21 protein-coding genes and 1 riboswitch are annotated in these 25,722 nt (G+C 66.2%); of the genes, 16 read left to right on the top strand and 5 right to left on the bottom strand.

Annotated elements, in window-relative coordinates; all coding sequences use genetic code 11:
* Positions 1–21: 21 nt before the first annotated feature.
* Genes AC1RMY_RS00940 through AC1RMY_RS00950 form a run of 3 tightly spaced genes read right to left on the bottom strand, consistent with a single transcriptional unit; the run spans position 22 to position 2,619 of the window.
* On the bottom strand, positions 22–909 hold the full coding sequence (locus AC1RMY_RS00940) for an ABC transporter permease (protein ID WP_492862063.1): 888 nt from the start codon (positions 907–909) through the stop codon (positions 22–24).
* Complete coding sequence (locus AC1RMY_RS00945) at positions 906–1,985, bottom strand: ABC transporter ATP-binding protein (RefSeq protein WP_492862064.1); 1,080 nt, start codon at positions 1,983–1,985, stop codon at positions 906–908. The genes AC1RMY_RS00940 and AC1RMY_RS00945 overlap by 4 nt, the downstream gene beginning before the upstream one ends.
* 25 nt (positions 1,986–2,010) lie before the next feature.
* The gene (locus AC1RMY_RS00950; protein WP_492862065.1) at positions 2,011–2,619 is read right to left on the bottom strand and encodes a cupin domain-containing protein; all 609 of its coding nucleotides are present in this window, start codon (positions 2,617–2,619) and stop codon (positions 2,011–2,013) included.
* Between the two features lie 308 nt (positions 2,620–2,927).
* Between AC1RMY_RS00950 and AC1RMY_RS00955 the strand changes: the two genes are divergently transcribed.
* The 7 genes from AC1RMY_RS00955 (at position 2,928) to AC1RMY_RS00985 (ending at position 12,084) form a co-directional block, all read left to right on the top strand.
* Entirely contained in the window at positions 2,928–3,977 is a 1,050-nt protein-coding gene (locus AC1RMY_RS00955; protein ID WP_492863536.1) for an extracellular solute-binding protein, read from the top strand.
* 130 nt (positions 3,978–4,107) lie between these two features.
* A complete protein-coding gene (locus AC1RMY_RS00960) occupies positions 4,108–6,156 on the top strand; it encodes a hydantoinase/oxoprolinase family protein (RefSeq protein ID WP_492862066.1) in 2,049 nt (682 codons plus the stop codon).
* On the top strand, positions 6,153–8,180 hold the full coding sequence (locus AC1RMY_RS00965; protein ID WP_492862067.1) for a hydantoinase B/oxoprolinase family protein: 2,028 nt from the start codon (positions 6,153–6,155) through the stop codon (positions 8,178–8,180). The genes AC1RMY_RS00960 and AC1RMY_RS00965 overlap by 4 nt, the downstream gene beginning before the upstream one ends.
* A gap of 35 nt (positions 8,181–8,215) precedes the next feature.
* A complete protein-coding gene (locus tag AC1RMY_RS00970) occupies positions 8,216–9,415 on the top strand; it encodes an NADH:flavin oxidoreductase/NADH oxidase (RefSeq protein WP_492862068.1) in 1,200 nt (399 codons plus the stop codon).
* A 51-nt stretch (positions 9,416–9,466) separates the two neighbouring features.
* The gene (locus AC1RMY_RS00975; RefSeq protein WP_492862069.1) at positions 9,467–10,795 is read left to right on the top strand and encodes an NAD(P)/FAD-dependent oxidoreductase; all 1,329 of its coding nucleotides are present in this window, start codon (positions 9,467–9,469) and stop codon (positions 10,793–10,795) included.
* 144 nt (positions 10,796–10,939) lie between these two features.
* Positions 10,940–11,293 carry a cupin domain-containing protein gene (locus AC1RMY_RS00980; RefSeq protein WP_492862070.1) on the top strand — a complete coding sequence of 118 codons (354 nt, stop codon included), beginning with the start codon at positions 10,940–10,942 and terminating at the stop codon, positions 11,291–11,293.
* A gap of 98 nt (positions 11,294–11,391) precedes the next feature.
* On the top strand, positions 11,392–12,084 hold the full coding sequence (locus tag AC1RMY_RS00985) for a DUF2161 domain-containing phosphodiesterase (RefSeq protein ID WP_492862071.1): 693 nt from the start codon (positions 11,392–11,394) through the stop codon (positions 12,082–12,084).
* A 130-nt stretch (positions 12,085–12,214) separates the two neighbouring features.
* On the opposite strand, the gene AC1RMY_RS00990 is transcribed toward AC1RMY_RS00985, so the two are convergent.
* Positions 12,215–12,487 carry a hypothetical protein gene (locus tag AC1RMY_RS00990; protein WP_492862072.1) on the bottom strand — a complete coding sequence of 91 codons (273 nt, stop codon included), beginning with the start codon at positions 12,485–12,487 and terminating at the stop codon, positions 12,215–12,217.
* A 194-nt stretch (positions 12,488–12,681) separates the two neighbouring features.
* Positions 12,682–12,810, top strand: a riboswitch (TPP riboswitch).
* 100 nt (positions 12,811–12,910) lie between these two features.
* Here AC1RMY_RS00990 and AC1RMY_RS00995 point away from each other — a divergent pair.
* The 6 genes from AC1RMY_RS00995 (at position 12,911) to AC1RMY_RS01020 (ending at position 18,987) form a co-directional block, all read left to right on the top strand.
* Positions 12,911–13,987, top strand: coding sequence for a LuxE/PaaK family acyltransferase (locus AC1RMY_RS00995; protein WP_492862073.1), 1,077 nt, complete (start codon positions 12,911–12,913; stop codon positions 13,985–13,987).
* Positions 13,988–13,991: 4 nt separating this feature from the next.
* Complete coding sequence (locus AC1RMY_RS01000) at positions 13,992–15,443, top strand: acyl-CoA reductase (protein ID WP_492862074.1); 1,452 nt, start codon at positions 13,992–13,994, stop codon at positions 15,441–15,443.
* Positions 15,433–16,197: an ABC transporter ATP-binding protein gene (locus AC1RMY_RS01005; RefSeq protein ID WP_492862075.1), complete on the top strand. Its 765-nt coding sequence runs from the start codon at positions 15,433–15,435 to the stop codon at positions 16,195–16,197. Before AC1RMY_RS01000 ends, AC1RMY_RS01005 begins: the two co-directional genes overlap by 11 nt.
* Complete coding sequence (locus AC1RMY_RS01010; protein ID WP_492862076.1) at positions 16,194–16,943, top strand: ABC transporter permease; 750 nt, start codon at positions 16,194–16,196, stop codon at positions 16,941–16,943. The genes AC1RMY_RS01005 and AC1RMY_RS01010 overlap by 4 nt, the downstream gene beginning before the upstream one ends.
* A 152-nt stretch (positions 16,944–17,095) precedes the next feature.
* Positions 17,096–18,055 (top strand): ABC transporter substrate-binding protein, encoded by a 960-nt coding sequence (locus tag AC1RMY_RS01015; protein WP_492862077.1) that lies wholly within the window; start codon positions 17,096–17,098, stop codon positions 18,053–18,055.
* A 164-nt stretch (positions 18,056–18,219) separates the two neighbouring features.
* On the top strand, positions 18,220–18,987 hold the full coding sequence (locus AC1RMY_RS01020) for a 3-oxoacyl-ACP reductase (protein WP_492862078.1): 768 nt from the start codon (positions 18,220–18,222) through the stop codon (positions 18,985–18,987).
* On the opposite strand, the gene AC1RMY_RS01025 is transcribed toward AC1RMY_RS01020, so the two are convergent.
* Positions 18,984–21,335, bottom strand: a complete 2,352-nt coding sequence (locus tag AC1RMY_RS01025; protein ID WP_492862079.1) for a xanthine dehydrogenase family protein molybdopterin-binding subunit — start codon at positions 21,333–21,335, stop codon at positions 18,984–18,986. The two genes, AC1RMY_RS01020 and AC1RMY_RS01025, sit on opposite strands and share 4 nt — an antisense overlap.
* Before the next feature lie 387 nt (positions 21,336–21,722).
* Between AC1RMY_RS01025 and AC1RMY_RS01030 the strand changes: the two genes are divergently transcribed.
* From AC1RMY_RS01030 to AC1RMY_RS01040, 3 genes are all read left to right on the top strand, one after another.
* Complete coding sequence (locus AC1RMY_RS01030) at positions 21,723–23,975, top strand: TonB-dependent hemoglobin/transferrin/lactoferrin family receptor (protein WP_492862080.1); 2,253 nt, start codon at positions 21,723–21,725, stop codon at positions 23,973–23,975.
* Between the two features lie 109 nt (positions 23,976–24,084).
* Positions 24,085–24,843: a hypothetical protein gene (locus AC1RMY_RS01035; protein ID WP_492862081.1), complete on the top strand. Its 759-nt coding sequence runs from the start codon at positions 24,085–24,087 to the stop codon at positions 24,841–24,843.
* A complete protein-coding gene (locus AC1RMY_RS01040) occupies positions 24,836–25,717 on the top strand; it encodes a ChaN family lipoprotein (protein WP_492862082.1) in 882 nt (293 codons plus the stop codon). Before AC1RMY_RS01035 ends, AC1RMY_RS01040 begins: the two co-directional genes overlap by 8 nt.
* Positions 25,718–25,722: the final 5 nt, after the last annotated feature.

The following is a 25,722-nucleotide window of genomic DNA, read 5'->3' on the forward strand; positions in this document are numbered from 1 at the left end:
CCTTGGCTCATTCCTTGATCCTCATTCCTTGATCCCCTGGCGCTTGAGGAAGCGGCCCTGCAGAGCGACGCAGGCCATGGCGGCGACGAGCAGCACATTGCCCATGGTGGCGGCGAAGCCGACGTCCTGTGTCAGGTTGAACTGCTGGTAGATCAGCAGCGACAGCGTCTGGACCTTGCCGCCGCCGAGCAGCAGCATCGTCAGGAAGCTGCCATTGGTGATGACGAAGACCAGCGTGCAGCCGGTCGCGATGCCGTCGAGGCTGAGCGGCAGCGTGACGTTGCGAAAGGCCTGCCAGCGCCCGGCGCCCAGCACCCGCGCCGATTCCTCCAGGCGCACGTCGATGCCCTGCAGCACGGCCGTGATCGACAGCACCATGAACGGGACCATCACATGGATGAGCCCGATATAGACGATGAGAGGGTCGTTCAGGATATCGATCGGCCGGTCGATCAGGCCGAGCTCGGTGAGCCAGACATTGAGCAGGCCGCGGCGGGCCAAGAGCACGCGCCAGCCGAAGGTGCGCATGATGATCGAGGTCAGTAATGGTGCGATCAGGCAGAACAGGATCAGGCCGTTCCAACGGCCGCCATAGCGCACCATGAAGTAGGCGACGGGGTAGCCGACGATCAGCGTGCAGACCGTCGTGATCAGCGAAACCTTGAACGTGTTCAGGAAGATGCCGGAGTAATAGGCGTCGAAGAGCAGCTTCTGGTAGTAGACCCAAGGTTGCTGCGCCGCCTCGCCGAGCGTGACGCTGCGGATGAGATTGGCGGACAGCGGAACGATCAGGAAGGCGATCAGGAAGACGATGGCCGGCACGGCCCAGAGCGGGCTCGCCAACCGGAAGCGGCCGCGCTTTCTCGGTGCGTTTGTGGCTGGTGCCGCGACGGAGGCGACCGCGGTCATGCCCCGGCCTCCAGCATGATCGCGCAATCGGGATCCCAGCTCAGCTTGACCGCGCTTCCGGCGGCCGCAGGCGTGCGGTTCTGGCTGTAGACGAAGATCGGTGTGTCGCGCCCCTCGGCGTCGAGCTCATAGGTCAGGAAGGAGCCGCGGAACACCACGTCGCGGATACGGGCCGGCAGGCCCAAGCCGTCTGGCGAGTCCATCGTCAGGCGTTCCGGGCGTACGGCGAAGGCCAGGGGCTGCCCTGGCGATAGCGGCTTCGTCGCGGTGACGGTCACCTCGACCGACTCGCTTCCGCTCAGGGCGACGCGCCAGACGCCCGCCCCCTGTTCGGCCACGGCGGTGCCGGCGAAGACGTTGGCGGTTCCGAGGAAATCGGCGACGAAGCGCGTGGCCGGCTTGCCGTAGATGTCCGCAGGGGCGCCGATCTGGACGATCTGCCCCGCCGACATCACGGCGACGCGATCGCTCATGGTCAGGGCCTCTTCCTGATCATGGGTGACCAGGATCGAGGTGATGCCGAGCCGGCGCTGGATGGCGCGCAGTTCGAACTGCATGCTCTCGCGCAGGTTCTTGTCGAGGGCGCCCAACGGCTCGTCGAGCAGCAGGATCTTGGGGTCGGTCGCGAGCGCGCGGGCCAGTGCGACGCGCTGTTGCTGGCCGCCGGAAAGCTGGTGGATCTGCCGACCGCCGAACTGCTCAAGGCGCACCATGGCGAGCAGCTTGCGGGCGCGCTCGTCGCGCTCGGCGCGCGAGGTGGCGCGCATCTTGAGGCCGAAGGCGACGTTCTCGCCGACCGTCATATGAGGGAACAGGCTGTAGTTCTGGAACACCATGCCGAGGTCGCGCCGGTTCGGCGGCAGATCGGTGATGTCGCGCTCGTCGATGAAGATCGCGCCGGTGTCGGGCTGCTCGAAGCCGGCGATGGCACGCAGCGTCGTCGTCTTGCCGCAGCCCGAAGGGCCGAGCAGAGCGATCATCTCGCCGCCCGCGACCTCGAGACTAAGCGGCTTCAAAGCCTGGACCTGTCCATAGGATTTGCTGATGCCACGCAGGCCGAGCGGGACGCTGATCATGCGACGCCTTTCCTAGGGTGTGTCTCTACACATGTCGGTCGACCGAGATGGAGCCGATGATCCAGAGGACCTTGGCGGGGGTCGTGCCGGGATTGGTGAAGCTATGGGGGAGGGAGCTGTCGAAGACGAAGCTGTCGCCCTCCTTGAGATGGGATTCCTCGTCGGCGACCCGCAGGATGAACTCGCCTTCCATCACGAGCCCGGCCTTTTCGGCCTGGTAGCGCATCGGTTTGTCGCCGGAGGAACTCCCGGCGGGGATGTGCAGGATCATGAGTTGAAGATTGTGCGGCGTGCCCGCCGATAGCAGCTCCTTGCTGATATAGCCGAGCTCAAGCCGCGGCCGCTGCGTGGCGCGCCGCACGAACATGGGATCACGAGGAGCAGGCTGAGCCGTTTCCTGGAAGAAGGCGCTGGCGGGCAGGCCCAGGGCATTGCGGATGCTCGTCAGTACGCGCAGGGACGGGTTGACCAGATCTCGTTCGACCTGGCTCAGCATGCCGACCGAGACGCCTGAGCGCTCGGCCAGCTTCTGCAGCGAAATGCGGGCCTGTTGGCGGCTCTTCCGGATCATGGCGCCGACGCTGCCGCTATCGGCAACCTGTGGCGAGGCGTTGGCGATAATGGACGTGCTCACGCTCATCTTCTGTTTCAGTGGCAGATCAGGGTATTTCATTATCTTAAAAAATGAGAGATCGCAATGATCTGTATCTCGAACCTGATGGTACCGGCAGGCCAGTGCGACGCTATGCTTAAATGCTGCTCAGCGATGCCGAAATATCGATCTTTCGCCAAAATCGACGCCATACGCCTAGCGCATTCCTGATCTTGCGATATCGGGGGAATGAAATTCATTGCCAGAATTTTTAAGATCGTGAATAGTCTGGTGATCGGGGCGGAGAACCCCGACACCCGTTCAACAACGAGGGGATCGCAATCGTGACAATGCGTGGTTTCAGCAGGAGCGCCGCGTCCGTCGCGGCAGCCATCGGTATGATCGCGGGAAGTGCCGGCCTTGCGGGGCAGGCGATCGCCGCCGACCTCGTCGTCGGTGCTTTCGGTGGCGTCTGGGAGCGCAGCTTCCGGGAATGCATCGTCGACCCGTTCCAGAAGGAGACGGGAAAGAGCGTCGAGATCGTGCTCGGTTCGCCGCCGCAATGGCTGAACCAGATCGCGGCGAGCCCGAACAAGCCGCCGCTCGACATCATGATGACGACGAGCGATGCCGCCCATGACGCGATCAATCGCGGCCTGGTCGACAAGTTCACAGTCGACCGCATGCCCAACCTCGGCAAGATCGCCAAGCGCTTCACCGATGTCGGTGGCGGCTATGGCGTCGTGCACAATTACGGTTCGATGGGCCTGATCTACAACAAGGCGACCGTGAAGAACCCGCCGAAGGACTGGAAGGAGTTCATCGAGGGCACCGTCAGCGGCAAGTGGAAGAGCTCCGCGCCGAGCATCAACTACACCGGCGGCGGTTCGCCCTTCATCGTCTACCAGCTCTCGACGCTCTATGGCGGCAGCATCGACAATGTCGCTCCCGGCCTCGCCCAGGCCAAGCGCATGCTCGACAGCCGCAACCTGACCCTGTGGACCGATCCCAACCAGGTCCTAAACGACCTGAAGAGCGGCGAGATCGACATGGCCGCCTATTGGGACGGTCGCGCCTGGGCCTTCATCGACGACGGCAATTCGAGCTTTGGCTACGTCACCCCGGCGCCCGGCGCGATGGCCGGCATCACCTGGATCCAGAAGGCCAAGGGCAGCTCGGATCTCGGCTTCGACTTCGCGAACTATGCGCTTGATGCCAAGCGCCAGTCCTGCTTCGGCAGCAAGGTCCGCTACGGCACGGGCAATGTCGATGCGGTCTACGACAAGGCCGTGGCGCACGAGATCACCAAGATCGACGAGATCATCATCCCGCCCTTCACCGAGATTCCGGCGCGCCAGTCCAAGTGGCTGGAGCAATGGAACAAGGAAATCGGCCGCTGAGGCGGTCGCACCAGGCGCGCTTGCGGTCTTCGCGCCGGGAGCGTCGCCATCGCCGACAGTCTTTCAACCAGCAAGCGCAATCAGCAGCGTCGGCGGCGAGAGTGCCGTCAGGCGTGCCGGAGTAGAGCATATGGGCTACCGTGTTGGGGTCGATATCGGCGGATCCTTCACCGACTTCGCCGTGTTCGACGAGCAGGCCAAGACCCTGCGCTCTCTCAAGGTGTTCTCGCGGCCCGACCAGCCGGGCGCCGAGGTTCTCGAGGGCGTGAAGGGCCTGGCAGAGCGCTACGGCGTGCCGCCCGAGGAGATCGTCTACTTCACGCATGGCACCACGGTCGGCGTGAACACCGTCGTCCAGCGCAAGGGGCTGAAGCTCGCGCTGTTCGTCACCGAGCATTTCCGCGACGTGCTGGAACTGGCGCGGCTCAAGATTCCCAACATGTACAGCCTGCTCTCGAAGCGGCCGGCCCCGCTCGTCACCCGCGACATGGTCTTCGGCATCCCCGGACGCATGCTGGCGGATGCCTCCGTAGCGCAGCCGCTCGACGAGGCTGCAGTCGAGGCTGCGGTCAAGGGCGCCGTCGCGGCCGGCGCCGAGGGCATCGTTATCTCCTTCCTCCATGCCTATCGCGACGGCACGCAGGAAAGGCAGGCCAAGGCCGTGATCGAGCGCGTCGCGCCGGGCCTTCCCGTCTTCTGCTCAAGCGAGACCTGGCCGATCGTGCGCGAGTACGAGCGGACAGTGACGGCCGTCATCGGCGGCTATGTCCAGCCGCGCGTCTCGCATTATCTCGGCTCGCTGCAGAAGGCGCTCAAGGATGTCGGCGTTCCCGCCGATCCGCGCCTGACCAAGTCCAATGGCGGCATCATGACCGCCGAGCAGGGCAAACAGCAATGCGTGCAGATGATCCTGTCGGGCACGGCCTCGGGCGTCATCGGCGCAAGCTATGTCGCGGAGATGTGCGGCATCGAGCACTGCATGAGCCTCGATATCGGCGGCACGACGGCCGACGTCGCCCTGATCAAGGACGGCGCCCCGCAATACGGCGTCGGCGAGCGCATCGGCGACTTCCAGATCTTCATCCCCTCGGTCTCGGTCTCATCGATCGGTGAGGGCGGCGGCTCGATCGCCTGGGTCGACCGGCTCGGCGTGCTGAAGGTCGGGCCCGAGAGCGCCGGCTCTCGTCCCGGCCCGGCCTGCTACGGGCGCGGCGGCACGCGCGCCACCATCACCGACGCCTTCGTGGCGACGGGCCTCGTCGGCCATTCCGACCTCGGCTACAACGCCGTCCAGGTCGATGTCGAAAAGGCCCGTGCGGCTGTCGGCGAACTCGCCGAGAAGATCGGCCGCTCGGTCGAGGAGACCGCCGAAGCGATCATCAACATCTCGATCTCCGGCATGTATTCGGAGTGCAGCGGCCTGCTCTCGCGCTTCGGTGTCGATCCGCGCGACCTTTCTCTGCTCGCCTTCGGCGGGGCCGGGCCAATGATGGCCTGCTTCCTGGCGCGCGAGCTGAAGATGCGCGAGGTCGTCGTGCCGCCGACGCCGGGCGTCCTTTCGGCGCTCGGCGGCCTCATCGCCGATCTCAAGAACGACTTCATCCGCACGCTCTATCTGGACGTTGGCCCCGACGCGGTGCCGGTGCTGCAGCAGACCTTCGCCGAGCTGCGCAGGGCCGCCCTGTCCTGGCTGAAGGACGACCAGGGCTATGGCGGTCCGCATGAGCTGATCTACTCGGCCGAGATGCGCTATCGCGGCCAGTCCTTCGAGCTCGACGCGGCCCTCGATGCCGCGGCGATCGCGGAAGGGCGGCTCGACGCGCTGGTCGAAGCCTTCCACCTCGCGCATGAGCGCATGTACGGCCATGCCGACCGCGACGCTCCCGTCCAGCTCATCACCGCCCGCCTCGTCATCGTCGGCAAGACGGAAAAGCCCGAATTCCCGAAGAGCGAGCTCAGGCCCGGCCCGGCCAAGTCCGACCGCAGCGTCGAGGCCTTCGTCGATGGCGGCAAGCGTTCTGTGCCAGTCTATCGGCGCGCCGAGCTTCTGGCCGGCCAGAGCTTTGCCGGCCCCGCCATCGTCACGCAGGACGACTGCACCACCATCGTGCCGGGCGGCTTCAACGTCAGCGTGGATACTTTCGGCAATCTGCGGATCGTTCTGGGAGCTGCGGCATGATCATCGACAAGGCCACACTTCAGGTCCTCGCCAATCACTGCGCGGCGGCCGCCGAGAGCATGGGCTACACGCTGATGCGGACGGCCTACTCGACCTTCGTCAAGGAGACCGAGGATTTCTCCTGCCAGCTCATGAACAGCCGGGGCGCGACCGTCGCATCGCCGATGACCATGGGTGCGACCTGGTACACGGGGCTCGACTACGGCCCTGTGATCAAGATGTTCGACGATTATCGCGAGGGCGACGTCTACGGCACGAACGATCCTTATAGCGGCTATGTCGCGACCCATTCGCCCGACATGCATCTCTGGGCGCCTGTCTTCTATGGCGGCGAGCTCGTCTGCTTCGTCGGCAACCACATCCACAACACCGATGTCGGCGGCGCCGTGCCGGCCTCCCTCTCGCGCACGCTGACCGAGGTCCATCAGGAAGGCATCCGCATCCCGCCGACGCTGCTCGTCCGCGACGGTGTGATGAACGAGGAGATGATCCGCACGCTCGAGCTGAACGTGCGCGTGCCCGAGCAAAATCGCGGCGACCTCAACGCCCAGTTCGCCTGCCTCAAGGTGGGCGAGCGCAAGGTCCATGACATCATCGAGCGCTTCGGCGTCGAGGCTTTCAAGGCCGGGCTCGACCAGCTTCTGGATTATGCCGAGGAGCAGGCGCGGTCACTGGTCGAAACGATCCCCGACGGCGATTACGAATTCGCCGATTATGCCGATGAGGATGGGCCGAACGGCTATCCGGTTCGCATCAATCTGACGGTGAAGGTGCGCGGCGACACGCTGCTGTTCGATTTCACGGGCACCGATCCGCAGCTCGTCTCCTCGCTCAACATGCCGACCGGCGGTAATCCCCGGCATTCGCTGATCACCGTCGGACTGGTTTATGTCCTCTACACGCTCGACCCGACGATCATCCTGAACTCCGGCACCGTGCGGATGCTGGATGCGATCCTGCCGAGCGGCACGGTGGTGAACTGCGAGTTCCCGGCGGCGGTCGGCATGCGCAGCCTGCTCAGCAACGTCCTGCAGGCCGTCATCGTCGGCGCCTTCACGCGCGCGCTGCCGGACAAGCTGCCGGCCTCGCCCGGCAATGGCTTGAGCCTCGTCAATGTCCGCACCACCACACGCGGAGGCCGCACCATCATGGCTTCGATCGGCCCTTGCGGCGGCGGAGCCGGCGGTGACCCCTATGAGGACGGCGCCGAAGGCAGCGGCGCCAACATGTCCTTTCTCAAGAACACCCCCGTCGAGATCAGCGAGTCGGAGATTCCGATCCGCATCCACAAATATGGGCTCGTTCCGGATTCCGGCGGCGCCGGCCTGCATCGCGGCGGTTCGGCGCTGATGATGGAGTTCCAGCTCTTCGCGCCGCAATCCATGGTCACGGCCCGCAACCGTGACCGCAGCATGATCTCGGCCTGGGGCGTCGAGGGTGGTCAGCCCGGCGCGGCCTCGAGCTTTACGCGCAACCCCTATGGTCCGGCGCCGGAAGAGCTGCGCAACGCCGACATCGTGCCGCTTCAGCCGGGCGATACGCTGCGGCTGATCGGGCCCGGAGCAGGCGGCTACGGCCCGGCCCATGAGCGCCCGGTCGAGAAGGTCGTCGACGACGTGCGTTGCGGCTTCGTCAGCCCGGCCAAGGCGCGTGAAAGTTATGGCGTCGCGCTGCGAGACGACGGTTCCGTCGATGCAGCGGAGACGGCAAAGCTGCGCAAGGCCATGGCCGATGTCGCGACGACCGAGCATTTCAGCCATGGGCCGGGCCGCGTCGCTTTCGAGAGCGTCTGGACGAAGGCGCGCTATGCCCTGCTGACGCGGATTCTGCGCGAAGTGCCGGTGACCTGGCGCTTCTTCGTCAAGCACGAACTCTTCCGCGTGCTGGACGGTCGCAAGGCCGGCCGCGATGGCGGCACGGGCGAACTGCTCGCTGCCTATGGCGACCTCGCGGCGCGCTTCGAGGATCTGCCACCTGCCTCCGCTTTCGCCGATGGCGCGGCCGTGCCCGTCGCTGCGGAGTGACGGCGTAGCGCAATCGGGAAAAGCGAAGGGGCCGCATGATGAGCACCGCCAGCCTATCGGATGCCGGCAAGGCATCGACCCTGCTGTTCAGCCCCTTCAGGCTGCGCGACGTGACCTTCCCCAACCGGATCGTCATTGCGCCGATGCAGATGTACAAGGCCGCGCCTGACGGGCGCGCCACGGACTGGCATTTCCAGCACCTCGCCAAATACGCCATCGGCGGCGCCGGCACGGTCATGACCGAAGGGCTGATCATCGATCCGATCGGGCGCAACACCTATGGCGATCTCGGCCTCTGGGACGATGCGCAGGTCGCGCCGCTGCGCCGGATCGTCGACTTCCTGCATGGCGAAGGCGTTGTCGCTGCGGCCCAGCTTCACCATGCCGGGCCGAAATCCTCGCGCCAGCGACCCTGGGAGGGGCTGAACTCCCTCACCGAAGTGGAAGCCGCGCGCGGCGAGGTGCCCTGGACGCCGGTGAGCTCGACCACGACGGGTTCGGTCGCGCATTGGCGCGCACCGCGCGCGCTGAAGGTCGAGGAGATTGCGGCGCTGGTCGAGGCTTATGGTCAGGGGGCGAGGCGTGCCGACGAGGCCGGCTTCGACGTCATCGACGTGCATGCCGCCCATGGCTATCTGATCCACTCCTTTCTCTCGCCGGTCGCCAACAAACGCGAGGACGGCTATGGCGGCGACCTCGCCGGGCGCATGCGCTTCGCGCTCGAAATCGCCGAGAGCATTCGCCGCCACTGGCCCAAGGGCAAGCCGCTGTTCTTCCGGCTCTCCTGCGTCGACTGGCGCAAGGATCTCGACGACCGCAGCGATGGCTGGACGATCGAGGACAGCTGCACGCTCGCCCGCGAATTGTCGGCGCGCGGCGTCGATTTGATCGACTGTTCCTCGGGCGGCATCCGCGCCGAGAACTCGATGATGGATTACGCCAAGCAACGCCGGAAGCTGAAGCGCGGCCATCAGGTGCCCTATGCCGAGCAGATCCGCCGCGATACCGGTGTGCCGACCATGGCCGTCGGCGTCATCCTCGACGGCGCGCAGGCCGAAGCCATTCTCCAGAACGGCCAGGCCGACCTGATCGCGATCGGGCGCGAGGCGCTGACCGATCCGCATTGGGCGCTCCACGCCGCGCAGGCGCTCGGCAGCGATCCCGGCTGGGAGAAATGGCCACCTTCCTATGGCTGGTGGCTGCAGATGCGTGAGCGCATCGGCATCGAGGCCTGAAGCCGCTCGCGTCTTCTCTCATCAAGGACGGGCCTTCGAGCCCGTGAGTCCATGCTGCATCAGCCCCTCGAACGCATCGAAACCGACAGCGCGCTTCCTCCCGCGGCCGACGTCGTGATCATCGGCGGTGGCATCGCCGGCATCGCGACCGCCTATTTCCTGGCGCGAAAGGGCATCTCCACCGTCGTGCTGGAGAAGGGGATCGTCGGCGCCGAGCAATCGAGCCGCAACTGGGGCTGGTGCCGGCAGCAGGGGCGCGATTTCGCCGAGCTCGCGCTGGCCCGCCGGAGCCTCGACCTCTGGGAGAGCCTGCCCGAGGAGATCGGAGCCGATCTCGGCTTCCGCCGCACCGGCGTCGTCTTCGTCACCGACAGCCCCGCCGAACTCGCGGGCTGGGAGCGCTGGCGTGAAGGGGCGCAGCAATATCAGGTTCATAGCCGGATCCTGACGGCGGCTGAGGCGCAGGCGCGCACGCCCGGTAGCAAGAAGCGCTGGATCGGGGGCTTATATACTCCAACCGACGGTCGGGCTGAGCCATCAAGGGCCGCGCCCTTCCTCGCGCGGGCGGCGCGCCAGCACGGCGCCGTCGTGCTGGAAAACTGGGCCGCACGCCTGATCGAGACGGCGGGCGGGCGTGTCGCGGGTGTCGTCACCGAGCGCGGCACCATTCGCACCGGCACGGTGCTCTGCGCGGGCGGCGCCTGGTCTTCCCTGTTCTGCCGCCGCCACGGCATCGACCTGCCGCAGGCGGTCGTGCACGGCTCGGTCGCGCGCACGGCGGCGGGGCCCGATCTCGTGGCGGAATGCGTCGCGACGCCGGGCTTCGCGGTGCGCCGCCGCACGGATGAAGGCTACACGGTGGCGATGAGCGGGCGTGGCACGGTGCATCTGACGCCGTCGCTGATGCGCTATGGCATGAAGTTTCTGCCGATGTATCTGATGCGTCGCAAGGGCCTGAAGATCCGTCTCGGCAGGGCCTTCTTCGACGAACTCTTCAGGGGCCGGTGGAAGGCGGAGGAGGTCTCGCCCTTCGAGAAGCAGAGGATCATCGATCCGCCGGCCGACATGGAGCTGCTCGGACGGGCGATGGCCGATTTCCACACGACCTTTCCCGAGCTGGCCTCGCTGGGGGTCGCCGACAGCTGGGGCGGAGCGATCGATTCGATGCCCGACCTCATTCCGGTGATGTCGCCGGTCGAGGCGATGCCCGGTCTCTTCATCGCGACGGGCTTCAGCGGCCATGGTTTCGGCATCGGACCCGGCACGGGCGAGGCGGTGGCGGAGATGGTGACGGGCGGAACGCCCGCCGTCGATCTCAAGCCTTTCCGCTATTCCCGCCTGCATGACGGCACGCGCCTGCGTCCCGACGGCAAGTTCTGAAGAGGGAAAGGAAGGCGCCATCTCGGCTTCGGGGGACGTGATCCCGATCAGCGGCCCTGCGCGGCAAACCTTTCGCGTCGTCCTTCAACCGGTGTTTCAAGCGCTACACAGCCCTGAAAATCCTCTCCGAAGAAAGTTGATCAAATGTCCTATCTGGTATCCCTCGACCTTGTGCCCACCGGCGAGCCCCAGCACTCCAAGGCGGCCGCCGACCGGCTGATCGCGGGCGATCCTTCCTTCAAGACCTGGGCGCAGGACGTGTCCCGCGACGACAGCGTTCACACGGGAGTCTGGGAGGCTACGCCCGGAGAGACCCGCTCGATCAAGGGCGAGGCCTTCGAGTTCTGCTACATCCTCTCCGGCGTCGTCGAGTTGACGGAACAGGGAGAGCCGCCCCGCATCTTCAAGGCGGGCGACAGCTTTGTGATGAAGCCGGGCTATGTCGGCGTCTGGAAGACGATCGAGACCGTTCGGAAGATCTACGTCGTCGTGGGTTGATCGATACCGATTCTGCGGGCGCAGGCGGGTCCGGCGGCGTTTGCCTCTCGGAAACGTCTGTCGCGGCATAATGGGCATTGGCCGGCCCGAGGTGTCCCGTGGAAACGTCGCTCTATCTCCCCGTCAAGCGCTTCCTCGAGAGCCTCGGCTACAGCGTGAAGGGCGAGGTGGGGCATTGCGACCTCGTGGGCTTGCGGCCCGATGATCCGTCCGTGGTGGTGATCGGCGAGTTGAAGATGAGCTTCAACCTCGAACTGGTCCTGCAGGGCGTCGACCGCATGAGCCTCGGCGATGAAATCTGGCTGGCGGCGGCGCTTTCCGCCAAGGGCAAGGGCAGGGAAAGCGATCCGCGCTATCGCAATCTCTGCCGGCGCCTGGGCTTCGGTTTGCTGGGCGTGACGGCATCCGGGCAGGTCGAGGTGTTGGTCTCGCCTGTGACGCCAACGCCGCGCAAGGATCCCCGGCGCCGGTCCCGGCTCGTCGACGAACACAAGCGACGTCAGGGCGATCCGGTCGCGGGCGGCGGGACGCGCCGGCCGATCATGACGGCCTATCGCCAGCAGGCGCTCGCCTGCGCCGCGGCGATGACTGCGGCGCCGCAACGTCCGCGCGACCTCAAGCCGACCTGCCCCGATGCGCAGAAGATACTGCACCGGAACGTCTATGGCTGGTTCGAGCGATCCGGGCGCGGCGTCTACGCGCTGACCGAGACGGGGCGCGGCGCTCTGGCAGCATGGCAGCCGGCACTGCCAATGGCCGTTTCGGAAGCGGGCCCCGTGCTGGACGGTTAGGACAGCGTGGCCATGGCCTCCAGCCAAAGGGATATGGCGACAACCCGGCAATCGGGTATGCCGAGCGCACGCTCGCCCAGAGAACGCGCCCGCCGCTCTCCGACACCGGGCATTTCGGAGCGCGGAGGTTTCAGATCCTGGGCGGCAACGAGCCCCTGTCGAAGACCGGCACGCTCTCGATCGGTCCTTCCGGGCGCTGCCCCGTAGGGATATCCTCGGCCGCGTGTCGTACCGCTTCCTCCGATTCAGTCAGCCCGTCCTCCGTGTCGTTGGCATCGCTGCCTTCGTCGTGGATATTCGTCCGCAGGCTGACCTGATGAAGGGCGGCTGGGCCTTCCGCCTCGGCGAGGCGGCGGCCCTGTTCCTCGATCTCGAGTGCAGGGTTCTTGCGCGTGGGGTTCATGCGGGATCTCCTTGGAGCCTTCGCTTGCCTGCCAGACGCATGACGCAGCCGAGGCCTGTCGATCCTCGGTGATGTGCCGGAACCCGCTTCCCGCGCGCTCGACGTGACAACGCGCCGCGCGCCGTGAAGGTTTCCGGCACCGCGACCAGAATAGCGCATTCTTGACATCATGACAGGCGCGCCGTCATGGTGCCGACTGTTCCCAGGGGGGCCTCGCTAGGAGGCTGAGATTCCGCCGGTTCGGGCCAAGCCCGGACAACGCGGTGACCCTCCGAACCTGATCCGGCTCATACCGGCGTAGGGATGCGGGACATCGGGTGGATCGCCGCCCCTTTTCCAAACTCGCGCCAGAGGCCGGATCTCGGCCCCCGTGCAAGGCATCCCGCCTTGCGTGATGGGCCTCGCGGGAAGGCGCGGCTGGAAGTGACGGAAGCTGAGATCATCGAGGCGTTGCTCGCCTTCATCGACCGGGGCGAGGCTGATGAAGCCGCGTTCGAGCGCATAGCGCTGGCCGTCTTCGGCTATCAGTTCGCGCACAACCAGCCCTATCGCCGCTTCGCCATCCAGCGCGGGCGCACCACGCTGACCGTGCGCAACTGGCGCGACATTCCGGCCGTGCCGATCACCGCCTTCAAGGACCTGGCGCTGAGCTGCTGTCCGCCCGAGGCGGCGGAGCGGGTCTTCATGACCAGCGGCACGACGCAGGGCGTGAGAGGCAAGAGCTTCCACCCGACGCTCGCAGTCTATGATCGCTCGATGCTGGTGAATTTCCGCCAGCGCTTCATGCGAGGGCTCGACCGCATCGAGATGGGCATCCTGTTCCCCGACGAGGAGGCGATGCCGAACTCGTCGCTGGCGCATTACCTTGCCCTGGCGAAGAGCGAATGCGGCCTGCCTGCGAGCGAGTATCTGATCGGTTCGGGCGGGATCGACCTTGCCCGGACGATCGCGGCGCTGGAGCGGGCGCAGGCTTCGGGGCAGCCCTATGCACTGCTCGGGGCGAGCTGGAGCTTCGTGCATCTGCTCGACGCGCTGGCGGAGGCGGGCAAGCGCTTCGTGCTGCCGCAGGGCAGCCGCATTCTCGACACCGGCGGCTTCAAGGGCCAGTCGCGCGAGATGGGCGCGGATGCATTCTACGATGCGCTATCCGCGAGATTCGGCCTGCCGCGTAGTCTCTGCATCAACATGTACGGCATGACCGAACTCAGCACGCAGGTCTACGATGACGGCAATGCGATCTGCCCGCCGGTGAAATCGGGGCCGCACTGGATCCGCAGCCGTGTGGTCGACCCGGTGAGCGGGCGCGACCTGCCGGAGGGGGCGACCGGCGTGCTGGTGCATCACGACCTCGCCCATTTCAACTGCGTCTCGGCGATCCTGACCGAGGATGCCGGGGTCATCGTCGAGGGCGGCTTCAAGCTCTTCGGCCGGGTCGATGGCGCCGATTCCAAGGGCTGTTCGCTCGCCGTCGAGGAATTCCTCAAGGCGGCGCGAGGCTGACATCGTGATCGAGTACGCCGGGCATCTGCCGGGGCTGTCGACCGACGAGGTCGAATGGCGGCCTGTGAGCTTTTCAGCTTGGGGCGAGGCGGTCGAGGTCCGCATGCCCCTGCTGACGGAAGCGCAGAGCGTCGCGCTGGCGGCCCGTGTGCGGGAGAATGCACGCGCCTATCTCAAGACGCTGCCCACTGCGGGCATCGTCGCGACCATCGACAAGGCGGTGGCGCGGCTGCTTGATCGCGACGATCCCTGGCGGCGCAAGGCGGAAGCGGTGCTGCCGGTCGTCACCGGCTATGACCGGGAGACGGTGCGGCTGGGATTGTCGGGCTATCTGCGGACATTTCGAGCGCCGCAGCTCCAGCGCTTCCTGGCGGAGGATTTCGCCAATCCGGGCATTCTCGACGCCTTCCAGCCGGCGATGAAGGGTGGGTTCGCGCGCGCCTACGGGCCAGAACTGCTGCTGCATATCTGGGCCGGCAACGTGCCCGGCCTGCCGCTCTGGAGCCTGATTTCCGGGCTTCTCGTCAAGGCCGGCAGCGTCGGCAAGGTCGCGAGCGCCGAGCCGCTGCTGGCCGGCTGGTTCGCGCAGGTGCTCGCGGAGATCGATCCGAAGCTGGCCGAGTGCCTCGCGATCGTCTGGTGGAAGGGTGGTGATGCGGAAAGCGAGCGCGTCTGGCTGAACGAGGCGGATACGATCGTCGCCTATGGCCGCAACGATGCACTGGCCGCGATCCGGGAGCGTGTCCCGATCACGGCCCGCTTCTTAGCCCATGGCCACAAGATCGGCTTCGGCGTCGTCTCGGCGGCGGTTTTGGACTCGCGCAAGGCCGGTCCGCTGGCGCGCCTCGCTGCGCATGATGTGATGCGCTACGAGCAGCAGGGCTGCTACTCGCCGCAGATGCTCTTCGTCGAGCGCGGCGGCAAGGTCTCGCCGCGCGAGTTCGCGGAACAGGTCTCGCGGGAGTTGGCGAGTTTTGCGCGGACGCATCCGCGCCGGGCGCTGTCGGTTGCGGAGGCGGCCGGAGTCGCCGCCTGGCGCAATGCCGAGGAGATCCGCAGCTTCGACGATGCGGGCCGCGTTGTCCTGGGCGATGCCGGGGATGCGTGGGGCGTCGCCTATTTCGATGCAGCCGAGGCGCTGGCGCCGAGCGGCCTGAACCGGACGCTCAGGATCGTCGCGGTCGAGAGCCTCGATGCGGTTGCGCCGCTGGTCGCGCCATTCCGGGCATTCCTGCAGAGCGCGGCGGTTGCGGCGTCGCCCGAGGAGCTGTTCCGGATCGCCGCGCTGCTGGGGGAAGCGGGCGTGACCCGGATCTGCGCCTTCGGGCGGATGACCGCGCCGGAGGCGGGCTGGCACAATGACGGCCGCTTCAACCTCCTCGATCTGGTGACGATCACGGAGATCGAGCAATCGGCAGAACTGGCCGCCGAAGGGTTCGCTCCCAATGTCGATTGAGCCGGCAAAGGATCAGTTCGTCGCGATCGAGCAAGCGAGCTACCGCTATGGCGCGGAGCCGGCGATCGTGGACCGTGTCGACTGGGCGATCCCGCGCGGCGCCTTTCATTGCCTCGTCGGGCGCAGCGGCAGCGGCAAGACCACGCTGCTCAAGCTCGCGGCCGGTTTGCTACTGCCCGATCGGGGCTCGGTGCGGATCGCGGGCGCGGCGCTCGATGGGCCGGGTTCCAGGATCGGCTTCGTTTTCCAGCAGCCCACACTGCTCGACTGGCTGAGCGTCCTCGACAATGTCCTGCTGCCGCTTTCTTTGAAGCGTAGCCTGCGCCCCCGGGATCGCGAGAAGGCGCGCGAGCTTTTGGACTTCGTTTCGCTCGGCGCCTATGCGCAGCGGCATCCGGCGCAATTGTCCGGTGGACAGCAGAGCCGCGTCGCGGTGGCCCGCGCCCTGGTCGCGCAGCCCGACCTGCTCCTGCTCGACGAGCCTTTCGCGGCGCTCGATGCCCTGACGCGCGAGGAGTTGCAGGACGATCTGCTGGCGCTCTGCGCTCTCCACGCGACGACCGTGCTCTTCGTCACCCACGACATCACCGAAGCCGTCTATCTGGCGGACCGCGTCGCGATCATGGCTTCGGGTCGGCTGCATCATGCGCTGGCGATCGATCTGGCACGGCCGCGTCGGCGCGAGCTGCGTTACGAACAGCCCTTCAACGCACTCTGCCGGGAGCTGCGGCAGGCCATGGACGAAGCGCCATGAAGCTGCGTCTCGCCTCCGTCGTTCTTCTGTTCCTCCTGCTCGCGGGCTGGGAGGCCTGGTGCCGGCTCGGCTCCGTGCCGGCGCTGATCGTGCCGGCGCCGTCCTCGGTCTTCGCGACGCTGTGGAGCGAGATCGCGACGGGACGGCTCATGCCGCATCTGCGGATCACCGCGACGGAGATGGTGCTCGGCCTCGCGCTCGGCTGCGTCGTCGGGCTCGGCACAGGCATCATGCTGGCGGAGGCTGAATTCCTGCGGCGCCTGCTGCATCCTTACATCGTCGCCAGCCAGGTGGTGCCCAAGCTCGCGCTCGGGCCGCTCTTCATCATCTGGTTCGGCTTCGGCATGGCGCCGACCGTGGTGATCACGGCGCTGATCTGCTTCTTCCCGCTGATGGAGAACACGCTCACGGGGCTGTCGCAGGTCGATCCATCGAGGCGCGAGCTGTTCCGCATGCTCGGCGCGAGCCGCCTCCAGACGCTGCTGCGCCTGAAATTGCCGAGCGCTTTGCCGGTGATCCTCGCGGGGCTTCGCGTCGCGGTCGTGCTGGCACTGGTTGGGGCCGTCGTCGGCGAGTTCATCGGCGGCCGGGCGGGGCTCGGCGCCTCGATCATCGCGGCGCAGAGTGTGATGGATTCGAGCCTGATGTTCGCGCTCTTCATCGTGATCACGCTGCTCGGGATGGCCTTCTACCAGGCGGCGCTCCTGGCCGAGCGGCTGCTGCTGCGCCATCATCTGAAAGGATAAGTCCCATGTTCTCGACGTGTTGGTCCCGTCTCGCAAGCCTTGCCCGAAAGAGGCTCGTCATCCCGGCCGGAGCGAAGCGGAGCGCCGGGATCCATCGTAGAGCTCCGGAGGCCTCCGATGGGTCCCGGGGCAAGCCCGGGATGACGGTGAGGGTGGCAGCTGGCCTCGTGGCAAGCCTGATCGGGATGTCATCCGCCCAGGCTCAGCCACTCGACAAGATCACGGTCGCCGGCTGGAGCCAGCCCATCAGCGAGATCACCAACCTGCTGGCCGAGCCGGACAAGGGGTTCTTCAAGGCGAAGGGCATCGATCTCGGCTATGTGCCCGGTACCGGCGGCGGCTCGGCCATCCAGAACATGCTGGCGGGGCAGGCCGATATCGCCTTCACCGATCCAGCCGCGCTCTATCTCGCGCTCGACAAGGGTGAGAAGCTGGTCGCGATCTACAACATCTACCCGCAGAACGTCTTCAACGTGGTCGCGCCCAAGACCAAGGGCATCAAGGGTCCGGCCGATCTCAAGGGCAAGCGGATCGGTGTCTACTCGCTGTCGAGCGGGACGCGGCAGAACCTGCAGGTACTGCTGCATCAGGTCGGGCTGACCGAGAAGGATGCGACGATCGAGGTCACCGGCCTGCTCAACTTCGCGCCGCTGATCCAGGGTCAGGTCGACGCCACGGCTGCGACCGATACCGGGCTGTTGGTGGCCAAGTCGAAGGGGCTCGCCGATTTCGACGTGATCGAGGTCAAGGATCATCTCAACCTGCCGAGCGACATCTTCGTGGTGACGGAAGCAACCTACGAGTCCAAGAAGCCTGTTCTGAAGCGCTTCCTCGAAGCCTATCGCGACAGCGCGGCCTGGATGATCGCGAAGCCCCAGGAAGCGGCGAAGATCGCCGTGACCCGCGCCATCAACGGCCGCGACGAGGCGCTTAACCTCGAAATCATCAAGCTGCGCAACATCTCGACGGTGTCGCCGACGACCGGCGCGAAGGGGCTCGGCCATTTCGATCCGGAGTTGATGCAGAAGGGCGCGGACACCTTCCACAAGCTCGGGCTGATCGGAAAGCCGCTCGATATGGGGCAGGTGGTGAAATCGGATCTGATCCCGTGAGCGCAAACCTTCTCAAAGAAGGCGGTGTCGTTCCGGGCGGGCGAAGCGCAGACCCGGGATCCATGCCGGAACGGTTCAGGCATGGATCCCGGCTCTCCCTGCGGTCGCCCGGGATGACCTGCGCTTCTGATATGAGTTTTGATAAGCAAAAGCGGACATAGACGATGAAATTCCGCGACAGGGTGATCCTCGTCACCGGTGCGAGCCGAGGCATCGGGAAGGCGATCGCCAAGGCCTTCGCCGCCGAAGGCGGGCTGGTGATCGTGAATTACCGGCGCAGCGAGGCGGCGGCGCAGGCGGTCGTTGAGGCCTGCCGGGCGGCCGGCGGGCAGGCGCTCGCGATTGCCGCCGACGTGACCGCGCCCGGCGATGTCGAGGCGATGCTGGCGCGCATCGCCGAGGAGGCTGGCCGGCTCGACGCGGTCGTCAATAACGCGTTCGCGCCTTATGTCTTCGATCCCGACAACCGGGTGCGCTTCTGGGAAACGCCGTGGTCGGCCTATCAGGCGCAGGTCGATGGCGCGCTGAAGGCGGCCTACAATGTCTGCCAGGCAGCCTTGCCCCTGATGCGCAAGCGGGGGCGGGGCTCGATCGTCAACATCGCGACCGATCTCGTGGCGCGGCCGAGCATCGCCTATCACGACTATACGACGGCGAAGGCGGCGCTGATCGGCTTCAGCCGCAATCTTGCGACCGAGCTCGGGCCGCTCGGCATCCGGGTGAACTGCGTAGCGCCCGGGCTGGTCTGGCCGACGGATGCGAGCCGCAACACCCGTGAGGCGGTGAAGGAGGCGCTGATCGCGCAGACGCCGCTCGGGCGCATCGCGACGCCTGAGGATGTCACCGGCCCGGTGTTGTTCCTCGCCTCCGACTGGAGCGAGTTCGTCACCGGCCAGACCTTGCATGTCGATGGCGGACTGGTGATGGCCTAAGTCTGCGTTGCCTTCGCATCCCTGATCGCGCGCCAGACCTGCGCCGGTGTAGCCGGCATGTCGAGATGGGTCACGCCGAGCGGGCGCAGCGCGTCGAGCACGGCGTTCATCACGGTCTGCGGCGCGCCGATGCAGCCGGCCTGGCCCGAACCCTTGACGCCGAGCGGATTGGCTTTGGTCGGCACCTCGACCATCTGGAGATCGAAGAACGGCAAGTCGTCGGCCCGGGGCATGGCGTAGTCCATGAAGGTTGCGCTGAGGAGCTGGCCGGAATCGGGATCGTAGACCGCCTCCTCAAGCAGGGCCTGGCCGATGCCCTGGGCCAGTCCGCCATGCACCTGGCTCTCGGTCAGCAGCGGATTGACCAGCGTGCCGTAATCATCGACCGCGATGTAGCGCTCCAGCGAGATTGCGCCGGTCTCCGGGTCGATCTCGACCTCGGCGACCTGCGCGCCGTTCGGGAATGTGATGACGTCGCAGACATTGTCGCCATGGCTTTCGAGCGCGGACCCGGTGCTGTCGCGGAGATGCCGGTCGATCGCGAAGAGGTCGATCTCGCGCCTGAGGCCGTCGGAGCCGGCCTCAGCGTGAAAGCGCCCCTCGGTGAATGTGAGGTCGTCACTTCCGACCTGCAGCAACTGCGCCGCGATGGGCTTTGCCCTGGCGATCAGATCGCCGGCCGCCATGACCAGCGCCGTGCCGCCGAGATGCAGTGAGCGCGCGCCGCCATGGCCGCCGCCGCGCGGGACGCGCGCCGTGTCGGCCTGCACCAGATTGAAGGTCTCGACCGGCAGTCCGAGCCGTGCCGCCGCGACCTGGGCGAAGCTGGTCTCATGGCCCTGGCCGTTGGACTGCGTGCCGACCGCCATGTCGATGGTGCCGTCCTCGCGCATGCGCAGCCAGGCTTCCTCATTGGGCTGGCCGCGGGAGGTCTCGAGGAAGCACCCGATACCGAAGCCGCGCAGCTTGCCGCGTTTTTTCGCGGCGCGCTTGCGGGCCGGGAAGCCCACCCGGTCGGCGGCCAGCAGGACCCTGTCGAGGTTCTCGGCAAAGGTGCCGCAGTCGATCGTGATGCCGAAGGCGGAGCGATGGGGGAATTTGCGGATGAAGTTGCGCTTGCGCAGCGTCGCCGGATCGATGCGCAGCTGGCGCGCGGCGGCCTCGATCAGGCGCTCGATCAGATAGTTCGCCTCGGGCTTGCCGGCGCCGCGATAGGCGTCGATCGGGGCGGTGTTGGTGAAGACGCCGCGGACATCCATCGTCATCGCCGGGATGTCGTAGAGCCCGCCCATCGCGGCGGCGGGCGCGTTGGTCGAGCTGCCGGGGCCGAGCGAGGAGACATAGGCGCCGAGATTGGCGAGCGTCTCGACGGCCAGTGCGAGGAAGCGGCCGCGCTTGTCGAGAGCGAGCCTTGCCGTGCTGACATTGTCGCGGCTGTGGACGCCGCCGGTGAAGTCCTCGATGCGCTCGGCGCTCCAGCGCACCGGACGGCCGAGCTTGCGCGCGGCCCAGAGCGCCAGCGCATGTTCGGGATAGGTCACGTTCTTCATGCCGAAGCCGCCGCCGACATCGGGGCAGGAGACCTGGATGCGGTCGAGCGGCAGGCCGAAGACACCCTCCGCCAGCTCGCGGCGGATGGCGTGGACCGAGGCGCCGCTGATCTCGAGATGATAGACGCCTGTCGCCGTGTCGAACCGACCGACCGCGATACGTGGTTCGAGGGGCGCCGCGACGATGCGGTTGTTGACGAGGTCGCAGCTGACGACATGAGCTGCTTGGGTGAAGGCCTTCTCGACGGCGGCCGGATCGCCGCGGCGGAAGCGGAAGGCGAGATTGCCCGGCGCCTGCGGCCAGATCTGGACCGCTTCCGGCTCGGGCGCGCTGGCGAGATCGGTGACGGAAGGCAGGATGTCGTAGTCGACCGCGATCTGCTCGCAGGCCTCGCGCGCCAGCGCCAGGCTGTCGGCGACGACGAAAGCGACGGGGTCGCCGACATGGCGCACAGTGCCGTCGGCCAGCGGCAGGCGCGGCGGCACGATCAGCGGCTCAACCGTGGCGACGACGATATAGGACGGCAGCGGGCCGAGCCCGTCGAGGTCGGCGGCCGTATAGACGCCGCGCACGCCGGGCATCGCCATGGCCGCCTGCGTGTCGATCGAGCGGATGCGGGCATGGGCATGCGGGGAGCGCAGCACGGCGGCGCCGAGTTCGCCGGGGAGCGCTCGGTCGTCGAGATAGGCGCCCTGGCCGGTGAGAAAGCGCTCATCTTCGCGCCGGCGAAGCGAGCGCGGATCGTCGGTGGTTGGCAGCGGTCGTGGCGTATCCCGGGCGATCATAGCGTCAACCATCGTCAAGTCGTTCTCGCCTCGTAGCCATCGCGCGCGCCGCCGAGCCTGTTGCGATGCAAGCTGCATGCTGGCGATCCGGACAGAGTCCGCTTGGCCGCCGCAGTCAAGTCGGAGCGCACTCGCCGGGGTGGAAGCCTGCGCGTCAGTCCGTCGTTCCTGCTGCATCGTCACGGTCTCGGGTGCGTGAGCCGGCGCCGTTTCCAGCGTTCAATTCAGTCTGCTTCAGATGCAATTTGAAACAGAATTAATCTTGCATGGCATTGGAGTAATAATAGAATTGATAAATCTAGAATTTGATCAAATACATATGGATTTTGTGTCAATATTTTGATTGTGAATCATTTGGCGATCGTCATAAACAGTTCCGAATGAGGCCGGGATATTGAAATGACGAATAATTCAAATCTACTTCGGGCAACGGTTTTTCTGATTTCGACTTGTTATCCTGCGCTCGGCTATGCGCAGGCGGTTACCGAGGCGGATCGGTCCGGGACGATTTCGCTGGATCAGATCACGGTGACGGCGACGCGCGGCGAGAAGCAGGTGCTCGACGTGCCCGGCACGGTCAATGTGATCACCAGGCAGGAGCTGGACGAACGCATCACCCGCGATACGCAGGATCTGGTCCGCTATCAGCCGGGCGTCAGCGTCAACCGCCAGACCAGCGGGGTCGATCCGTTCGGCAATTATGGCGGCTTCACCATCCGCGGCGTCGGCGGCAACCGCGTGCAGATGCAGGTCGACGGTTCGCGCGTCATCGAACGCGTCACCGACGGCAACCGCGATTTCGTCGATCTGCCCTTCCTGAAGAGCGTCGAGATCGTGCGCGGTCCGGGCTCGGTGCTGTGGGGAGCGGATGCGCTGGGCGGCATCGTGGCCTATCGCACGCTCGATCCCGAAGACCTGCTGAAGGGCAAGGACAAGCCTTACGCCGTGCGGCTCAACAGCGGCTATGACAGCCTCGACCGCTCTTTCGTGAAGACGGGCATCGCGGCGTTCCAGTTCTCGCCGATGCTGGAGGGCATTTTCGGGGTCAGCCACAAGAGCGGCGAAGAGGCGAGGCTCACCAAGGCGCGTGCGGATGGCGGGCGCTGGGGCTGCCCGGTGCCGACCTCGCGATTCCTGCCTTGCGATCGGTTGAATCCGCTCGACGTCTCCGTCTGGAACGCTTTCGGCAAGCTCGTCTTCAAGCCGACGGCCGGCCACACCTTCAAGCTGACCGGCGAATACTACGACAGCGATTCGACGGTGAACCAGCTCTACAACTACAACGTCGTGAGTTCGGGCATCCGCAACGGGCCGAACATCCGCAACCAGGTCAAGAACCGCAAGCGCATCGCGCTGGAACATGAATGGCAGGCGGGGCTGAGCTTCCTCGATTCGCTGCGCTGGCAGGCGTCGTTCTCGCCGCAGGAGCGCACCTTCGTCACCAACAACTACCAGACGCTCGCCAACGGCCAGCAGCGCTACACGCGCGGCCTGCACGACTATTCCGAACAGTTCTCGCAGCTCGACATCCAGGCGAAGTCGAGCTTTGGGCTGGGCCCGAGCTTCCACCGCCTGACCTACGGCTTCCAGGGCGACATCACCAGGACCAATTATGAGCGCCGGGACGACGTCAGGAACCTCGCGACCGGCGCCACCACCACGACGATCGCCGGCGGCTTCAATTTCGCGAACGCCACGACGACGCGGGCCGACGTCTATCTTCAGGACGAGATCGAGCTGCTCTCGGGCCGATGGACCATCACGCCCGGCATCCGCTACGCGACCTATAACGTCGATCCGCGCATGGGACCCGGCTATGTCGTCGTGCCGGGCAAGGCGCCGCGCGAGATCGATTCGCAGAAGTTCATTCCGCAGGTCGGAACCATCTTCAAGCTCGACGAGACCTTTTCGCTCTATGCGCGCTACGCCGAGGGCTTCAAGATGCCCACCGCCGAGCAGCTCTACACCTCGCTGCCGTCAACGACTTTCACGCTGATCCCGAATCCGGACCTGAAGCCGGAATCCGTCCGCTCCTACGAGGCCGGCGTGCGCGGCAAGTTCGCCGATGGCTGGTTCTCGGTCGGTGTCTTCCATGCGCGCTACAAGGATTTCATCCAGTCGCTGTACCAAATCCCCGGAACCAACGATTACACCTATCGCAACGTCTCGCAGGTGAAGATCTCCGGTGTCGAGGCGTCTGCCGAATATCGCATCAACGAGCGCTGGCTCGCCAATGTCTCGCTCAGCTACCAATATGCGGACCAGCGGGTTTCGGCCGGTTCGGGGCAGACGCCCTTCGACGTCAATCCCTTCAAGGCGGTTACCGCGCTGAAGTATCTGATGCCCGAATACGGGCTGGAGGCCGAGGTGATCGGCACCTTCGCGGGCGGGGCCAACCGCGCCAGCTCGTCGACCGTGTTCAAGCAGGGCGGATACACGGTGTTCGACACCTATCTGAACTGGAAGCCGACCTCCTTCGTCACTGTGCGCGGTGGCATCGAGAACATCTTCGACAAGCGGTATTTCGCCAATCTCGTCGGCGGCACGAGCTATTCGAAGACGGCGACGATCGACGTCCAGGCCTCCAACCCACTCGAACTGCAGACGGCGCCGGGCCGCACCTTCAAGCTCGCAGCTTCTGTCGAGTTCTGAAACGAAAACCATTCCGATCGAGCGGCCGCGCCGAGCATGGCGTGGCCGTTCCGCGACGCTCCGGCCGAGACCCTGGAGCGTCGCATTCCCCTTAGCCAGGAACCTGACCATGACCGAGTCCACCCATCCGCGCGAAGCGCTTGCGCAAACGCCCGCCGAGATTTTTTCGCTGCTTCCCGCCATGGGTCGGGTGATGCTGAGCACCCGCTTCAACGGCGCCATCCATGAGCGTATGGGCGCGGTCGGTAGCGTCACCGTCAAAGACGGCAAGGCCAGCCTGTCCGGCGAATTCCACGACAGCGTCATCGACCTGTCGGTAGTGATCCGCGTTATCGCCGATCGCTCGGGCAAGATGCGCGACAAGGTCTTACCCAAGCTCGAATGCCAGGATGCCGTGGGCGAGACGGTGTTCAGCCTGATCGGCCTTGAGGGGCTGGAGCCCTTCGACAAGGCGCTGGCACCGCTCGGCGCCGGCGTCCGGCTCGAGCCCTTGACGCGTGATGCCCCCACCGGTGGAGCGGCGCAGGACGTGCCCGAGGACGATCTCGGAGCCGCGACCTTCGCCGCGATCCTCGCCAACGGCCAGCCCGTCGCGATCGACCTGCATCGTCCGGGGCTGTTCCAGCACTGGGCCGGCGCTCTGCCCGAGCCGAAGCCCTCGATGGGCTTCGTCAATGTGATGCAGGGCGATTTCCATCTGCACCTCAAGGTCGGCGCGGTCGCGGGCTGGCGTCGCGAGGTGGCGGATGGCGATCTCGCACTCCATGCGCAGGATGCCGAGGGCCAGGACAGCGGGCTGGTGCTGCGCGGCCCGGCTGCGGCCTTCGCGGGCGTGCCGGGCGTAAAGGACGGCGCGACCCGTGGCTGAGGCGGGGCAAGGCGCCGGCGTCATCCCGCATCCGCGCGCGAGCTGGCTGTGCCCCGGCACGGGGGCGGTGCTGGCGCAAGGCGAACTGATGCAGGAGATGGCTCGCAAGCGCGTGGTTCTGCTCGGCGAGAGCCATGACATCGCCGAGATCCATCGCTGGCAGCTGCATGTCACGGCCTTCCTGCACATGCTGCGGCCGGGCATGGCGGTGGGCTTCGAGATGTTCCCGCGCCGGGTCCAGGGCGTGCTCGATGCCTGGGTCGATGGCGAGCTGGACACCGCAACCTTCCTCGAACGCTCCGAGTGGCGCCAAGTCTGGGGCTTCGATCCGGAGCTCTATCTGCCGCTGTTCCACTTCTGCCGGCAGCAGCGCGTGAAGATGCTGGCGCTCAACTGCCATCGCCCGCTCGTGACCCGCGTCGGCCTGCTCGGATGGGATGCGATCCCGGTCGGGGAGCGCGACCGCGTGACGCCGGCCGCTCCGGCTACGGATGCCTATCGCGCCTATCTGGAGCGATTGACGGGGAGTCTCAGTGGGGCCGAACGGCCGGCCGACGCCGCGTCGCCTGTGAGCGACCGCTTCCTGCGCGCCCAGCAGACCTGGGATCGCGCCTTTGCCTGCGGCATCGCCGACCATCTCGCGAAGGCGCCTGACGACCTCGTCATCGGCATCATCGGACGCGGCCATCTCGAATATGGCCATGGCACGCCCTATCAGCTTCGCGATCTCGGCATCGACGATGTCGCGGTGCTGCTGCCGACTGAGCAAGACGATCATGAGCTGGCGACGCTGGCGGGTATCGCGGAGGCGATCTTCCGGCTCGACACGCCGGATCCGCCATCGCCGCGGCGCGAACGGCCTCGGCCGGCATGATGGCG

It is taken from the genome of Allobosea sp. GW822-FHT03F07, from assembly GCF_058801345.1.

What these genes read in the sequence shown, in the direction of transcription:
- AC1RMY_RS00940 (WP_492862063.1), bottom strand. Translation starts at nt 909, where the DNA reads ATGACCGCGGTCGCCTCCGTCGCGGCACCAGCCACAAACGCACCGAGA.
- AC1RMY_RS00945 (WP_492862064.1), bottom strand. Translation starts at nt 1,985, where the DNA reads ATGATCAGCGTCCCGCTCGGCCTGCGTGGCATCAGCAAATCCTATGGA.
- AC1RMY_RS00955 (WP_492863536.1), top strand. Translation starts at nt 2,928, where the DNA reads ATGCGTGGTTTCAGCAGGAGCGCCGCGTCCGTCGCGGCAGCCATCGGT.
- AC1RMY_RS00960 (WP_492862066.1), top strand. Translation starts at nt 4,108, where the DNA reads ATGGGCTACCGTGTTGGGGTCGATATCGGCGGATCCTTCACCGACTTC.
- AC1RMY_RS00965 (WP_492862067.1), top strand. Translation starts at nt 6,153, where the DNA reads ATGATCATCGACAAGGCCACACTTCAGGTCCTCGCCAATCACTGCGCG.
- AC1RMY_RS00970 (WP_492862068.1), top strand. Translation starts at nt 8,216, where the DNA reads ATGATGAGCACCGCCAGCCTATCGGATGCCGGCAAGGCATCGACCCTG.
- AC1RMY_RS00975 (WP_492862069.1), top strand. Translation starts at nt 9,467, where the DNA reads ATGCTGCATCAGCCCCTCGAACGCATCGAAACCGACAGCGCGCTTCCT.
- AC1RMY_RS00980 (WP_492862070.1), top strand. Translation starts at nt 10,940, where the DNA reads ATGTCCTATCTGGTATCCCTCGACCTTGTGCCCACCGGCGAGCCCCAG.
- AC1RMY_RS00990 (WP_492862072.1), bottom strand. Translation starts at nt 12,487, where the DNA reads ATGAACCCCACGCGCAAGAACCCTGCACTCGAGATCGAGGAACAGGGC.
- AC1RMY_RS01005 (WP_492862075.1), top strand. Translation starts at nt 15,433, where the DNA reads ATGTCGATTGAGCCGGCAAAGGATCAGTTCGTCGCGATCGAGCAAGCG.
- AC1RMY_RS01010 (WP_492862076.1), top strand. Translation starts at nt 16,194, where the DNA reads ATGAAGCTGCGTCTCGCCTCCGTCGTTCTTCTGTTCCTCCTGCTCGCG.
- AC1RMY_RS01020 (WP_492862078.1), top strand. Translation starts at nt 18,220, where the DNA reads ATGAAATTCCGCGACAGGGTGATCCTCGTCACCGGTGCGAGCCGAGGC.
- AC1RMY_RS01025 (WP_492862079.1), bottom strand. Translation starts at nt 21,335, where the DNA reads ATGGTTGACGCTATGATCGCCCGGGATACGCCACGACCGCTGCCAACC.
- AC1RMY_RS01030 (WP_492862080.1), top strand. Translation starts at nt 21,723, where the DNA reads ATGACGAATAATTCAAATCTACTTCGGGCAACGGTTTTTCTGATTTCG.
- AC1RMY_RS01035 (WP_492862081.1), top strand. Translation starts at nt 24,085, where the DNA reads ATGACCGAGTCCACCCATCCGCGCGAAGCGCTTGCGCAAACGCCCGCC.